We start from the raw sequence: 15,509 nt of genomic DNA, 5'->3' as shown, positions 1-15,509 counted from the left end.
ACAACCACACATAGCACGGGAGCGCCCGCTCGAGGGCGCTGAGAGGACGGCTAGTGCCGTCGACCGTCTGAACCTGTCCGGGTAATGCCGGCGTAGGGAGAAGCACATGTCTGATGCATCCGTGTCCGGGAAACCGGCCGTCACCACCGGCCCGATCCCCTACAGCAGCAAGCACTACCGGCCCGTGGCGGGCGCCGACGTGGCGGCGGGCCTGCAGGTGCCGTTTCGCCGGGTCCACCTGAGCACCGGGGAGCACCTCGACCTCTACGACACCTCCGGGCCCTACACCGACGACGACGCGGTGATCGACCTGCAGGCGGGCCTGCCGGCGCGCCCGGGTGTGGTGCGCGACCGCGGCACCCAGCTGCAGCGCGCCCGCGCCGGGGAGATCTCCGCGGAGATGGCCTACATCGCTGTGCGCGAAGGTGTTTCCGCCGAGCTGGTGCGTGACGAGGTGGCGCGCGGGCGGGCGGTCATCCCGGCCAACCACAACCACCCCGAATCCGAGCCGATGATCATCGGCAAGGCGTTCGCGGTGAAGGTCAACGCCAACATCGGCAACTCCGCGGTCACCTCCTCGATCGGCGAAGAGGTCGACAAGATGGTGTGGGCGACCCGCTGGGGCGCGGACACCATCATGGACCTGTCCACCGGCAAGGACATCCACGAGACCCGGGAATGGATCCTGCGCAACTCCCCGGTGCCGGTCGGCACCGTGCCGATCTACCAGGCTCTGGAGAAGGTCGACGGGGACCCGGCGAAGCTGACCTGGGAGATCTACCGCGACACGGTGATCGAGCAGGCCGAGCAGGGCGTGGACTACATGACCGTGCACGCCGGGGTGTTGCTGCGCTACATCCCGCTCACCGCCAAACGGGTGACCGGAATCGTCAGCCGGGGCGGTGCGATCATGGCCGCCTGGTGCCTGGCGTATCACCGGGAGTCGTTCCTCTACACCCATTTCGCCGAGCTCTGCGAGATCCTCGCGCGATACGACATCACGTTCTCTCTCGGCGACGGCCTGCGTCCGGGGTGTATCGCCGACGCCAACGACGCCGCGCAGTTCGCCGAGCTGCGCACCCTCGGTGAGCTCACCAAGGTCGCGAAATCCCATGGCGTGCAGGTGATGATCGAAGGCCCCGGTCACGTGCCGATGCACAAGATCGCCGAGAACGTCCGCATCGAACAGCAGTGGTGCGAGGAGGCGCCGTTCTACACCCTGGGGCCGCTGACCACCGACATCGCCCCGGCGTACGACCACATCACCTCGGCGATCGGCGCGGCGAACATCGCCGAGGCGGGCACCGCGATGCTGTGCTACGTCACCCCCAAGGAGCACCTGGGGCTGCCCAACCGGGCCGACGTCAAAGCCGGGGTCATCGCCTACAAGATCGCCGCGCACGCCGCCGATCTGGCCAAGGGCCACCCGCACGCGCAGAAACGTGACGACGCGTTGTCGAAGGCGCGCTTCGAGTTTCGCTGGCACGACCAGTTCGCGCTGTCGCTGGACCCGGAGACCGCCCGCGAATACCACGACGAGACGTTGCCGGCCGAGCCCGCCAAAGCCGCCCACTTCTGCTCGATGTGCGGACCGAAGTTCTGTTCGATGCGCATCACCCAGGATGTGCGCGACTACGCCGCCGAGCACGGTTTGGAGACCGAGGAGCAGATCGACGCCGCGATCGCCGACGGCATGGCCGCCAAGTCGGCGGAGTTCACCGCACGCGGCTCGAGGGTGTATCTGCCGCTCACGCAGTAAGCGGTGCGGCGAGTCCGTCGTGCACCGATGACGTTTCGTCGCCGACTCGTTACCGGGCGCCGTTGGGACTGTCATCGGTGTAATTCACCATCGGCGCAGTTCACGGGCAATTTCCGACGAATTCGGTTGGTATCGACACGATCTCGGGTTGATAAGTGTCTCGTAACACTTTGGCAACACCGGCAACATCCGTTTCAGAGGAATTATCGTGTTTTGGGGCGATCCCGTGACGGGCTCGCCGTCGAGGCTCCCACCGGCCTGGCGTCACCGCACGCCTGCGCCGTATCGATCGCCTGCAGGGTCTCCGGCGGTGTGAAGGGGCGTGTGAAGGGGAGGTAGCCGTGGGCGGTGGTGGCACCCGATGACCCCCCGGACGATCACGCGGGAATCCCGCCCGGCGCCGCAGGCGGCCGAGCAGAAACGGATGCTGCGCAAGGCGATCCTGGCGGCTGCGATCGGCAACGCCACCGAGTGGTACGACTACGGCGTCTACGCGGTGGTCGCCACCTATCTGACCCAGGCGTTCTTTCCCGGCACCCTGGGCAACATCGGCACCATGGCCGGGTTCGCGGTGTCGTTCGTGCTGCGCCCCCTCGGCGGCATGGTGTGGGGGCCGATCGGGGACCGCTTCGGCCGCAAGGCCGTGCTGATGGCCACGATCCTGCTGATCGCGGTGGCCACCACCTTGATCGGGGTGCTGCCCACCCACGCCTCGATCGGGTGGTGGGCCCCGGCGCTGCTGATCGGTTTGCGTGTGGTGCAGGGCTTCTCCACCGGCGGCGAGTACGGCGGTGCGGCGACGTTCATGGCCGAATACGCCCCGGACCACCAGCGCGGCCGCTACGGCAGCTTCCTGGAGTCCGGCGCGGTGGCCGGGTTCGTCGCCGGCAGCGCGGTGGTTCTGGTCCTGGAGGCGCTGCTGACGCCTGCGCAGATGGCCGACTGGGGATGGCGGGTCCCGTTCCTGTTGGCGCTGCCGTTGGGGACCATCGGCCTGGTGTTGCGCGTCAACATGGACGAAACCCCGGTGTTCAAGGAGTGCATGGCGGTCGAGGCGATCACCGGTTCGGCGTGGGGGCGGCTCAAAGACCTCATCGCCAACTACACCCGCCCGATCATGGTGATGTTCGCTCTCGTGGTGGCGCTGAACCTCATCGACTACACCCTGGTCACCTATCAGCCGACCTACCTGCAGGCGACCCTGGGGCTCGGGGAGCGCAGCCGGACCACGGTCGTGCTGGTGGGGGAGTTGGCGATGATGGCGTGCATCCCGCTGGCGGGCCTGTGGTCAGACCGGGTGGGGCGCAAGCCGTTATGGCGATTCTCGCTGCTGAGTCTGGTGATGCTCGCCCTACCGATGTATTGGCTGATGGGTCACGGGTTCGGTGGTGCGCTCGTCGGCTTCACCGTGCTGTGCGTGCTGTTCGCCGCACCGCTGGCCACCGTCGCGGCCACCTTCCCGGCGATGTTTCCCACCCAGGTGCGCTACGCGGGGTTCGCGATCTCCTACAACGCCGCGGTCACCTTGTTCGGCGGCACCGCGCCGATCGTGGCCGACACCGTCATCGAGACCACCGGCTGGCAACTCTTCCCGGCCGCCTACCTGATGCTCGCCGCGCTGATCGGCTTGGCGGCGCTGCGGTTCCTGCCCGAGACCGCCGGATGCTCGCTGCGCGGCACCGACATCCCCGGTGTGGCCAGCGATCTGGAGCGCGAACTGCTGGAGTCGTTGGAGACCCGACCGCTCGTGCTGCCCGCGCCGACCACCGTGTTCCCGACCATCCCGATCCCGATGGACATGCCCACCCTGGTGATGGCCGGGCCGGTGTCGGCACCGGAGCCGACGCTGGATCTCGCGGCCTACTGGTCCGACGAGCCGATCCCGGCGAAAGCCAAACCGATGCGGGTGGGGCCGCGCCGCGCGCCACGCCGCTGAGCCGATCCGCGGCGCGCCGCCGCGTCGCCGCTACGGCCCGATCCGGATCCGCCCGGACTTGTACAGCCCGCTGTGGGTGGTCGTGCCCAGTTCGATGTCGGCGGGAACCGCGTCGACGATGCTGTCGAACTTGCGCAGCGAGCCCCAGTCGCGGCCCCAGTCGTCGGAGAGATACGTGGCCATCACGTGGGCGCGCAGCAGCAGGTCGCTGATGCCCAGCAGCCCGCCGTTGAGGCCGTCCTCCCAGGTGTCGGTGTCCTGTTTCTTGGCGGTGTAGTCCGGGGTGATCCGGTACTGCGGAACCTCGGTGACGCCGTTGGCGTGCAGCATGGGCTGCTGGCAGGGGAACGCCATCCCGACCGCCCAGTCCATCAGCACCGGCGTGGTGGAGCCGACATAGTCCTGCAGGGTGCGCAGCTGCGGAACGCGCGGCGGGGTCACCGCCACCCAGTCTCCCGGGGTCAACGACAGGTCCTCGGCGACGATGCGCACCGCCACCGCGTCGGCCGGGATCGCGGCGCGCGGGAACCGCAGGTTGCGCCAGGAGGGCGCCGGACCCAGATCGTAGGGCTGCACACGCCCGGCCGGCACCGGCGCCCCGTCGGGACCGACGGTGGCGTACTCCAATTCGACGGTCTGCCCGCTGGTGTGGGCGTTGAGCACGCTGTACCCGGCGATGGTGCCCGCGGCGGTCACCACCACCAGCGGATGCTCACCGGCGTCTGCGGGCTCGAGTGCGTACCACGCCGAGGTCAGGGTGCTCTGCTGCTGGGGGCCGTGGGCGAAGCTGCCGGCGAGCGGGACGCGCGCCGGGTCGAGGTCGTAGGGCAGCGGAATCGTCGACCCGTTGACCCCGGGGGTCTTCAGTTCGGTGGGGGCATCCCAGTCGTAGTCGGTGCCCGGCTGCGGCAAGGTCATGCGGATCGCTTCGGCCACAATGTGTTCGGGAACCCCATCGGCGCTGAACCCGACCGGGTCGACACCGGCAAGCGCACCGAGGGGCCCCCAAGCGCCGGCGCCGTCGGGCAGCGGATGCAGGAACCCGTCGTTGGCGTCCGGTTCGACGAGCACGTAGTCGGCCAGCCCGCAGCCGCCGGTGAAGGCCCGCAGGTTCGCCCACCCGTTGGAGTACGTGGGGTATTGGCGCACCACCCCGATGGCCATCGACGCGAAGAACACCACCACCATGAACCCGGCGGTCACCGGGATCGGTGCGGCGGTCAGCGCAGTGGTGATCCGGTCTTGGCCGCGATCGCGGGGGGCGAAATGCAGCCATGCCGCCCACAGCGCGGCCGCGACGAACAGCGCGAAGATCATCGCGCTGACACTCAGCCCGCCGATGCGCGGCATCGCGTTGTTGAACGGCACCCCGTAGCTGGAGACGTACCACCATCCGTTGGTGGTGGCGAAACACAGCGCCAGCACGAACAGCAGGGCGGCCAGAAACGCCATCCGGTTGCGCGCGGAGCGCAGCACTGACCGCGAGACCAACACCGTGGCCAGTGCCGCCATCGCCGCACCCACCGCGGCGAACAGGCCGAAGTGGTGCACCCACTTGGTGGGGGTGAACATCAGGAAGAACATCGTGCCGAAGATGACGCCCATCAGTCGCCACGCAGGCCCGCGCGCCACCCCGGGAACCCGCCCGCGCCGCAGCATGAGGAACATCGCGGTGAACAGGCACAGCGCGGTGATCAAGAACCCGAACCGCCGCGACAGCGACCCGTCGACGGTCGGCAGGATCAGGTAGTAGTAGCGCAGGTTCTCGGTGTACCAGGCCTGGCTGGGGCCGATCGCGCTGCGAACCCGGGTGGCCTCCAGCACCGTCGACAACGTCTGGTCGAAGAACACCACCGTCAGGATCACGAACCCGGCGGCCAGCAGGGGCATCACCAGCGGCCAGGTCCCGACCTGGCGGTGGCGGCGCACCAGGATCCGCAGCAGCGGACGACCGCCGGCCACCAGCGCGGCCACCGCGATCAGGCCGGTCGGCTGGATGCCGAGGGTGAACGCCGCGGCGATGATCGCCAGCGCCGCGGGGGTGAGCCGCCCGGAGGTGACCGCCCGTTCGATGAGCACATAGGTGATCAGGGAGCCGACCGCGATGATCGGCTCGGGGCGCAACCCGTTGTTGAACGGGAACCAGGCGGCCATCAGCACCATCGCCGCCGCCCACAGGGCCGGGCGGCTGGTGGCCACGGCCGGGCCCAGCCGCGGCAGCACCTCCCGGCTGAGCAGCAGCCAGCACACCAGCGCGGCGATGAGGTCGGGCAGCCGGATGAAGATGCTGGCGTCGCTGACGTGGGTCATCCAGGCCAGCAGGTTGTAGTACCAGCCGAACGGGTCCTCGGGGCTGCCGAACCACCGGAAGTAGTTGCTCATGTACCCGGCGTGCCCGGCGACACGGGCCATGCCCAGGATGTAGCCGTCGTCGGAGGAGTTGGCGCCGAGGACATGCCAGAGCGCGAACCCGGCGACGACGACGCCGTCGACGACGCCCAGCGTGCGCCACCGGGTGGGGATGAGCCGGCGCATCCGGCGCCCGTCGAGCCGGTCGAGGCGCCACAGCGCCAGCAGGGCCACCACCGTGGCGGTGATCGCCACCAGGATCGCGGTGAGCTTCATCGCGGTCGGCTTGGTGGTGAACCGGGTGTCGATGGTGGCGGAGAACTCCAGGCCGGCCGGGGCGGGGCCGGTCAGGTCGGTGAACACCCCGACGATCTGCGGGCGCAGGTTCGGATCGGTGAACCCGGTGTGCCACTCCCGGCCGGTTTTCGGGTCGGTCACCCCGACGAAGGTGGCGTAGGTGCCGGCCTCACTGGAGGTGATGTCGATGCGTGAACACCCCGGTGTCCCGGCGGTGCCGGCCAGCGCGGTGCGCGGCACGCTGGCCACCACCACGTTGCGCACGATCACGTCGACCCGCTTGGCGGAGACGGTCACCAGCATCGCGTTGAGCGCGGCCTGCTTGCCGTCGGCCGGGGCGGTGCCCAGCAGCAGCCCGCCGCTGGCGGGCAGCGCCTCGACGGTCTCGCACGGGATGGACACCTGCAGGGTCACCGGCACCTGCGAGATCAGCGGGGCGGTGACATTGCCGAGCTGGCCGTGCTGCGGCCAGTCCAGGGTGGCGGTGGTCTGCACCACCGGCAGCAGCGGGGTGGCCACCGACAGCAGAAACCCGATGAGCCCGGCGACGATCGCGGTCCAGCGGGTCCAGCGGATCTCCCGCGACAGCGGCTGGTCGGCGGGCGCGGTGGTGGTCACGGCAGGGCTCGAATCGGTCCGGGGCGGCTCCAGCCGGGCACGGTGGTCACACCTTCCTCGATGGCGGCTTCAGGGGCCTGCGACGCCGGCACCAGCCGGTGGTAGCGCTCCAGCGATCCCCAGTCGCGGTACCAGTCGTCGCGCAGATAGGTCGGCACGGTCGTGGTGTACAGCAGCGCCTGGGTGAACAGGAACGGCCCGCCATCCTCGGGGGCCTGCCACAGGTTCGACGACGACGCGGTCTGCTTGTGGTCGGGCAGGATGCGGTACTCGGGCAGCTCCGCCACCCCGAGGTGTTCGGTGAACGGCCGCTGGCACGGGAAGTTCGCGGCGGTCGCGATGTCGGCCAGCACCGGGGTCGCCGGGCCGATCAACTGCCCGACGGTCTCCAGCACCGGCACCCGCGGCGGGGTGAACGCGAACCACTGGTCGGAGCTGAGGTTCGGGTCGTCGGCGACGATGCGCACCACGTCGGCCTCCGGCGGTGCCCAGGCCAGCGGGAACCGCAGGTTACGCCAGGCCGGGGCGGGCCCGATGTCGATGGGCTGCACCTGGCCCAGCGCCGCCGGTTCGCCGTCGGGACGGCGTGCGCCCCACTCCAGTTTCAGCGACTGGCCGTAGGTGAACGTGCCGTCCTCGTCGTAGGACCAGATCGCGCCGGCCGCGGCGACGGTCACCAGCGGCCGGTCGGCGCTGCGCTCGGGCAGCGCGTACCAGGCCGACGTGGCCTCGGCCTTGACGGTGTTCTCCCCGTAGCTGCCCATCACCGGCGTGGTCGCCGGGTCCAGGCCGAACGGCAGCGCCACCCGGGAGCCGTTGATCCCGGCCGGGGCGTCCGGCGGCAGCCAGCCGCCGGCGGTGCCGGCGGAGTCGCTCACCGACGATCCGGGCTTATTGGGGGAGGCGTCGGAGTTGACCACCCCCGGCTTGGAGATCACCGGCTCGCTGGACAGGTCGTCGCCGACGCCGTCGGGGGTGAACCCGACCGGGTCCAGTCCGCCGAGCGGGCCGTCGGGGCCGAACCGCTGGCCGGGTTCCACCGCGAGCAGCCCGGCGTTGGTGTCCGGCTCGGCGAGCACGGCGTCGGCCATCGCGCAACTGTCGGCGGCCAGCCCGGAGGTGAGCGCGGCCAGGTTGGCCTTGGCGGTGGTGTAGGTCGGGTAGCGCGCCGCGAAACCCTTGGCCATCGAGGCGACCTGCAGCACCACCATGATCGAGGCGACCACCAGCAGCGGGGTCGACGCCAGCACCCGGTTGCGGCGGGTGTTGGCCACCTGGGTGTGCCCGGCGAAGTCCAACCGGAAGTGCTGCCAGGTGGCCAGCAGCCCGGTGAGGATCGCCAGCACCAAAAACATCGTGGTGACCGGGTGGCTGGCCAGCACCGGCTGCTTGTCGAACCACGGCACCCCGTAGTTGCCGACGTAGAACCAGCCGTTGATCCCCGAGGTGGCCCACGCCAGCAGGAACAGCAGCGCGGTGACGTACAGCGACAGGTTGCGGCGCGAATGCAGCCCGACCCGCGCGAACGTGAACGCGGTGACCGCGCCGAGCGCACCGGCCAGCCCGGCGAACGCCCCGAACTGCACCGCCCACTTGGTGGGGGTGAACGTCAACAGCAGCAACCCGATCGCGGTGGTGCCCAGAAGCCGCCACACCGGTCCGCTGGCCAGCCCCGGCAGCCGGCCGCGGCGCAGCAGCACCGCGAGCATCCCGAACAGGCACAGGAACATGATCAGCACCGCGAAGCGTCGGGTCATCGACCCGTCCACGGTCTCCACGGTGAGGAAGTAGTAGCGCAGGAACTCCTGATACCAGGAGATGGTCGGGCCGACCTCGTATTTGATCCGCGCCGACTCGGCGACGGTGGCCAGCGTCTGGTTGCGGAAGACCACCACGACGATGAGCGCCGCGGCGGCAGCCAGCGCCGCCACCGGGGCGGCCAGCCCGTCGGTGCCGCGGCGCCGGCGGATGTGCCCGACGATGCCGCGCGCCCCGGTCAGCAGTGCGGCCACCGCGATGAGGCCCTGCGGGGCGAGCGTGGCGGTCAGCGCCGCCACGATCAGCGCCACCGCGGCCGGTGTGAGGCGGCGGGTGGCGATCGCGGTCTCCACCAGAAGCCAGGTGGCGACCGTGCCGAACGCGATCAGCGGTTCGGGGCGCAGCCCGTTGTTGAACGGCAGCCACGCCGCCAAGAACACCACCCCGGCGGTGAGCACCGCGACCCGGTTGGCGGCCAGCCCCCCGCGGGCCGGTCCGAGCCGGTGCAGCATCCGCCGGCTCACCAGCACCCAGCAGGCGATCCCGGCCAGGGTGGCGGGCGCGCGCAGCCACACCCCGGCGGTGCTCACCGAACTCAGCTGCGCCAGCAGCGCCGGATACCAGTCGAACGGCGCCTCCGCGGCCCCGAAGTAGCGGTAGTAGTTGGCCAGGTAACCGGCCTGGTCGGAGACCCGGGCGATGGTCTGGTTGTAGCCGTCGTCGGAGGAGATCGCGCCGATCACATGCCAGAGCCCCAGGGTGCCGATCACCCCGATGTCGGTGAGCCAGGTGACCGGCCCGCCGTGCCACACCCCGCGGCGCTGCCGACGCGGCACGCGGAGCCCGCTGCGCCGGTCGAGCACCGCCAGCGCCACCAGGGCGGCCAGCACGCACAGGATCCCGGCGGCGATGCCGGCGGTCTTGATCGCGGTGGGCGAGACGATGAACCGGGTGTCGACGTCGATGCGCGCCGACAGCCCCGGCTGCGCCGGCACCGTCAGGTCGGTGAAGACCCCGGCGACGAGAGGTTTCTTGTCGGCGGGCAGCACCCGGGTGGTGGCGGGGATGCCGACGAACTCCGTGCTGACGCCGCCGGCGTCGGCCCAGATGTGCAGCTGCCGGCAGTCCGGTCCGGCGATCGCGTCGCGTTCCGCGACCGCGGCCACCGAGTCGCGGAACGCGACGACGACCGCGCTGCGGTTGGCCTGCACGAACAGCCCGCTCTTGGTGGCATCGACCCCGCCGGCGGGCACCGTGGAGAGCACCAGCCCACCGGCGGCGGGCAGCGTGGCCATCACGGGGCACGGGATCGTGATGTCGAGGCTGCGGGGCGCGCCGGAGACCAGTGGCGCGGTGATCTCGCCGACGTGCCCGTCGGCGGTCGGCGCCTGCGGCCAGGCGATGGTCGCGGTGCGCTGGTGCACCGGCAGCAGCGGAACCAGCGCGCACAGCAGGATCCCGGCGACCCCGGCGACCACGGCGATCAGGCGGGCGATCCGGTAACGCGACCGCGCAGCGTCGTCGGAGGGATCGTCGAGGGGCACGAGGGTTGATCGTAGGGGACGGACCGGGCGGGTGGTGGGCGGCCAGCCGCAATCAGTGCCGCAGGGGCGCCGGATTCCACCATCCGCTGCGGGTGGTGCGGCCCACGTCGAGATGCGCGGGTGTGGCGTCGGGGTAGTAGGGGGTCAGTTTCTGCAGCGCGCCCCAGTCCCGGAACCAGTCGTCCTTGAGGTAACTGGGCACCGTCGACGCCTTGAACAGCAGCTCGCTGATGCCCAGCGGGCCGCCGCCGATGTTGTCCATCACCGGCGAGTTGGCCTCGGTGCCGAACCGGTCGGGCATGATCCGCCACCGGGGAACCTCGATGACGCCGTTGCGGTGGCCGAACGGCCGCTGGCACGGGAACGCCAGGCCCACCAGCCAGTCCAGCAGCACCGGATCGTCGGAGCCGACCACCTGTTGCAGAGCGCGCAGGTGCGGGATGCGGGGCGGGGTGAGCGCGATCCAGTGCTGGGGGGCCAGGTCGTCGTCGGAGGCGACCAGCCGGATGCGGGTGGCCTCGGCGGGGATCGCCGACAGCGGCACCCGCAGGTTGCGCCAGGCCGGCTCGGCGCCGACGTCGGCCAACTCGACCGACCCGTCGGCGGGGTCGTCCGGGGAGTCCGCGGGGTCGTGCGGGCCGGCCCATTCCACGGTGATCTCGTGGGCCTCGAATCGGCCGGCGGCAGACACCGCCAGCACCGGTCCGGCCTGGTCACGCGGCGGCAGCTCGTACCACGCCGAGCGCAGCCGGGCCGGCATCTGCACCCCGGCGCGCCAGCTGCCCAGCACCGGGGTGGTGGCCGGGTCGAGGTCGAACGGCAGCTTGGCGCGCGAGCCGTTGATCCCCGGGCGGGCGGTGGTGCCGCCCTCGGTGTCGCTGTTGGTGCTGGCGGTGGCGCCGTTCGTCGCGTCGAGGTCGTTGCCGCCGCTGGGCGGTTCCATCACCGGGTCGGCGGAGACGTCGGCGGGGATGCCGTTGGGGCGGAATCCGCTGGACAGTCCGGCGCCCAGCGCGGTGGCCGGGTCCACCCCGTCGGCGGGGGTCAACATCCCGCGGTTGGGATCCTGTTCGACGAGCACGTCGTCGGCCAGCCCACAGGTCTTGCCGGTCAGTGCCTCCAGGTTGGAGCGGCCCACCGTCCACGCCGGGTACTGGCCGATCATCGCCGCGGTCAGCGACACCACCTCGAAGACCACCAGCGCCCAGGCCGCGATCGCCAACGGGGAGCGCAACAGTCGGGCCACCCGCGGGCCGGGGCGTCGCCGGCCCGGCCCGGGCGGCGGGGCCTCGTCGTGGCCGACGAAGTGGAACCAGGCCGCCAGCAGCGCCACCAGCGCGGTCAGCCCGATCAAAAACGTCGCGAACGCGAAATGCCAGGCCGGGAACTCGTTGGACCACGGCACCCCGAAGTTGGAGACGTACCACCAGCCGTTGACGCTGGCGAACGCCAGCGCGGTGATGAACAGCACCACCGCGGCGAAGACGGTGCGGTTGCGCCGCGAGCGCAGCACCGCCGCGCTGACCGCGACCGCGGCGAGCGCGCCGAGCGAGCCGGCCAGCCCGGCGAACACCCCGAAGTGGTGGGTCCATTTGGTGGGGGTCGACATCATCGCGATGAACGAGATGATCGTGATCCCGACGATGCGGCGGCTCGGCCCGGCGGCGGTGCCCGGGATCCGGCCCTTGCGCAGCGACATCGCGATCGTGACCGCCAACGCCAGCAGCAGTGCGAGCACCGCGAACCGCCGCGCGATCGAGCCGTCCGGGCTGGCCATGAACAGCCGCTCGTAGCGGATGTGCTCGTCGAACCAGCTCAGGCTCGGACCGACCGCGGACTTCAACGCGCTGGCCTGCAGTTCACCGACGAACGTCTGGTCGCGGAAGATCAGGATCGCCGGGACCGTCGCCGCGGCCAGGATCGGGGCCAGCAGCGCCGGCAGCCCGAAGCGGGCCGACCGGCGGTGCAGGATCGTCAACAGCGGCCCGATCGCCACCAGCAGCGCCCCGATCGAGGCCACCCCGGTCGGCCCGGAGAACAGCGTCAGCGCGCCGATGATGCAGGCGACCGCCACCGGCAGCAGCCGGCTGGTGGCCACCGCGCGCTCCACCGAGCACCAGGTCAGCAGGATGCCCAGGGCGATGATCGGTTCGGGGCGCAGCCCGTTGTTCAGCGGCAGCCAGAACACCAGGAACATGCCCGCGGCGGTCCAGGCGGCCGCGCGGCTGGTCTTCACCGCGTGGCCGAGTCGCGGCAGCACCTCCCGGCTGATCACCCACCAGCAGGCCAGCGCCATCACCAGGGTGGGCAGCCGCATCCAGATCGACGCGGTGGAGACGTGCGCCCAGGCGGCGAGCAGGTCGTAGTACCAGCCGAACGGGGCCTCCGGGGTGCCGAACCAGCGGTAGTAGTTGGCCATGTAGCCGGCGTGTTCGGAGACCCGGGCCATGGTGAGGATGTAGCCGTCGTCGGAGGTGTTGGCGCCGACGAAATGCCACCACACCAGCACCGCCGCCACCAGCGCGTCCAGTCCGGACAGCGACCACCAGCGGGGCGGCAGAAACCGGCGGTGCCGCATGCCGTCGGTGGCGTCGAGGCGGTGCAGCGCCACCAGCGCGATCACGGTCAGCAGCACCCCGAGGATCATCACGGTCAGCTTCAGCGGGGTGGGTGCGCTGGAGTAGCGGGTGTCGATGGTCGCCGAGAACCGCAGGTCGGCGGGGGCGGGACCGTCCAGGTCGGTGAAGACCCCGACGATCTGCGGGCGGAAGTCATAGCCGCTGCGCTCCCCGCGCAGCCGTGCCCCGGGATCCTTGGCGCCCGGGCCCTCGGTGAGCCCGAGGAACTCGCCGGTCACCTTGTCGGCGTGCGCGGTGAACACCAGCTTCTGGCAGGCCGGGCTGAGCACCTGATCCAGCGGGGCGACCACCACCGGGGTGTTGCGCACCACCACCACCAGGTCGTCGTTGGCGCGTTCGATGAGCAGGCCCCGGTCGACGGCCTTCGGGGCCTGTTTGGGCACCGTCGACAGCAGCACGGTGCGCCCGGTGTCGGCGCCGGTCAGGCCGGCCGCCGCCCGACACGGGATGGTGATCTCCATGTCGGTGGCGACGTAGCCGATCAGCGGGGCGTCGACGCTGGCGAACACGTCGTTTTGCGGCCAGGTGAGCTGCGCGGTGGTCTGGGTGACCGGCAGGAACGGCACGGCCAACGACAGCGCGGCGCCGAGCAAGCCGGCGACCACGGCCACCAGCCGGGCGATCCGGGAGTTTTCGCGCAGGTCAGCCACGGGCTTAGATGGTAATTGGCGACGGTGGCCGTGGTCGCAGGGCCATCATCGGTCGGCGCCGTCGACCCGCACGGCCAGCACGAACGGCCCGATCTCGGAGACCTCGAACTGCGGGCTGTCGAACAGGTCGGCGGCCAGCTCGACGGTGTAGCGACGCACATTGGGGTGGTTGGGGTAGACGTCCTCGGCCAGCCGCAGCGTGTAGCGCGCCCCGGCCCCGGCGGCGCCGGGGCGCATCACGAACACCGTCGGCGGCGCCCACGGCAGCCGGTCCAGTGCAGCGAGGAACGCCGTCGAGGTGGTGAGTTTCTCCCAGCTCTCGATCTCGGCGGCGCGGGCGTCGAACTGCGCCAGCGGGTTGGCGTAGTGCGAGGTCAAGCCCTGGAACCCGAAGTAGGGGTACAGCGCCAAGAACCCGTAGTCGGCGGTGAGCACCACGGTCTGGTCCCGCGGGACGCCGGTCGCGGCGGTGATCGCCTCGTCGAGTTGGGCGTAGTAGCGCTCCGACCCGGGCGGGCGGCGGTCCCCGCGCTGGCCGTCACCGTCGGTGTCGGTGTAGGCGACGGTCAGGTCCGGTCGCAACACGTCGGGGATGTCCTGGCTGAAGGCGATCGCCCCGGCGCAGCCGATCACGGTGGCGACCGCGACCAGCGGGTCACGCCAGCCGTACTGGCGCCCCCACGCCACGACCCGGTGGGTGATCTCGATGAAGGCGAACACCCCGGCGGCGGTCAGCAGCACCGTCAGGGTCGACTGCAGCCGAAACGACAGCAAGGTGGTGCGCGCCAGCGTCGTCAGCATCGACAGCAGCGACCACAGGTAGACGCTGGCCACCCCGACGCCCAGGGCGGCGGCGCGCACCGAGGTGCCGGCCTTGACCACCAGCCACAGTGTGCCCAGCAGACACAGCGCCCCCAGCAGGGTGAACTGCAGCATCGGGAACGTCAGCTCGGCGCCGGCGGCGGGCAGATAGTGCTGGGCGCTGCCGGTGCCCGAGACCGGGTCGCGGGCCGCGCGCAGCAGAAACGGCAGCCAGGTGGTGGACGCCAGCGCCAGCGCGATCACGCCGATCACGCCCAGCCGCACCAGCGGGTCGGCCGCCGCGCGCAGCCCGTGGCCGCGCCAGCGGGCCACCGCCAGCCCGAGCGCCATCAGGGTCACGGTGAACGCGCTGTAGGCGACCAGCAACGTGTAGAAGGTGGCGGCGAACCCGAGAAAGATCCCGGTGCCGGCCACGGCGGCCCAGCCGGCGTGCCCGCGCGTCCCGGCCCGCAACCCCGACCAGGCCAGCACCAGCACCGGCGGCACCAGCACGGTGATCATCGCCGCGTAGGGCTCCGGGGAGCTGTAGGCCAATGTCGTCGCGGCGGTCGCGGCGGTGACCGCCAGCGCGTACTCGAAGCGGATCAGCCGCTGCCACAGCACCAGGGCGACGGCGACCGCGATCGTGATCGAGACGATCGCCCACGGTTTGAACATCGCCCAGGCGGGGGTGTCGGTCAGTGCCGCCGCGCGCCCGCCCAGCCAGAACCAGCCCGGCGGGTAGAACGGCGGCAGGCCCAGGTAGGTCATGTCGCGCAATGCGGCGCTGTCGGCGAAGCGGGTCAGATATTCGGTGCGGAACTGTTGGTCCACCGAGATGCCGAACAGGTACAGCTTGGTCGCGCCCAACGGCATCCCCAGCGTCACCACCGAGAACGCCGAGATGAATACCGGCGCCGCCAGCCGGGCCAGCCACCGGTGCCCGCGGCGGAACACCCAGCCGGTGGCCAACAGTCCACCGAGGCAGCCGACCTGGCCGACCGTGGTCAATGCGTGCAGTTGATTCGACGACGGATAGGCCGGCCACTCCACCCGCGAGATCGCGATCAGCGCCACCACCGCCACTGCGACGGCGACTCCGGCGGCGAGCACCATCTCACCGACGGTGCGGCCGGCGCCGGCCAGGGCGGCACGCAT

The 15,509-nt window shown here is 71.0% G+C and carries 6 protein-coding genes and 1 riboswitch; of the genes, 2 read left to right on the top strand and 4 right to left on the bottom strand.

Annotation, left to right across the window (positions count from 1 at the left end):
* The first annotated feature begins 5 nt into the window (after positions 1-5).
* Positions 6-116: riboswitch (TPP riboswitch) on the top strand.
* Positions 107-1,759 (top strand): phosphomethylpyrimidine synthase ThiC, encoded by a 1,653-nt coding sequence (gene thiC, locus B8W67_RS10450; protein ID WP_085303917.1) that lies wholly within the window; start codon positions 107-109, stop codon positions 1,757-1,759. Its footprint overlaps the riboswitch before it by 10 nt.
* A gap of 361 nt (positions 1,760-2,120) precedes the next feature.
* Positions 2,121-3,695, top strand: a complete 1,575-nt coding sequence (locus B8W67_RS10445) for an MFS transporter (RefSeq protein WP_085303901.1) — start codon at positions 2,121-2,123, stop codon at positions 3,693-3,695.
* A 30-nt stretch (positions 3,696-3,725) separates the two neighbouring features.
* Here B8W67_RS10445 and B8W67_RS10440 read toward each other — a convergent pair whose 3' ends face one another.
* The 4 genes from B8W67_RS10440 to B8W67_RS10425 are packed head-to-tail and all read right to left on the bottom strand — an operon-like array spanning position 3,726 to position 15,509.
* On the bottom strand, positions 3,726-6,959 hold the full coding sequence (locus tag B8W67_RS10440) for an arabinosyltransferase domain-containing protein (protein ID WP_085303900.1): 3,234 nt from the start codon (positions 6,957-6,959) through the stop codon (positions 3,726-3,728).
* The gene (locus B8W67_RS10435; RefSeq protein WP_197747565.1) at positions 6,956-10,261 is read right to left on the bottom strand and encodes an arabinosyltransferase domain-containing protein; all 3,306 of its coding nucleotides are present in this window, start codon (positions 10,259-10,261) and stop codon (positions 6,956-6,958) included. Before B8W67_RS10435 ends, B8W67_RS10440 begins: the two co-directional genes overlap by 4 nt.
* Before the next feature lie 52 nt (positions 10,262-10,313).
* Entirely contained in the window at positions 10,314-13,550 is a 3,237-nt protein-coding gene (locus tag B8W67_RS10430) for an arabinosyltransferase domain-containing protein (RefSeq protein WP_085303899.1), read from the bottom strand.
* Between the two features lie 45 nt (positions 13,551-13,595).
* A complete protein-coding gene (locus B8W67_RS10425) occupies positions 13,596-15,509 on the bottom strand; it encodes a galactan 5-O-arabinofuranosyltransferase (protein WP_069393037.1) in 1,914 nt (637 codons plus the stop codon).

The sequence above is a fragment of the Mycolicibacillus koreensis genome (assembly GCF_002104795.1).
Taxonomy (GTDB): Bacteria; Actinomycetota; Actinomycetes; order Mycobacteriales; family Mycobacteriaceae; genus Mycobacterium; species Mycobacterium koreense.
This window is presented reverse-complemented; position numbering and strand designations above follow the sequence as displayed.

Excerpts from the sequence above, each read along its gene's own strand:
- B8W67_RS10425 (WP_069393037.1), bottom strand. The coding sequence starts at position 15,509 with ATGCGTGCCGCCCTGGCCGGCGCCGGCCGCACCGTCGGTGAGATGGTG.
- thiC (WP_085303917.1), top strand. The coding sequence starts at position 107 with ATGTCTGATGCATCCGTGTCCGGGAAACCGGCCGTCACCACCGGCCCG.
- B8W67_RS10445 (WP_085303901.1), top strand. The coding sequence starts at position 2,121 with ATGACCCCCCGGACGATCACGCGGGAATCCCGCCCGGCGCCGCAGGCG.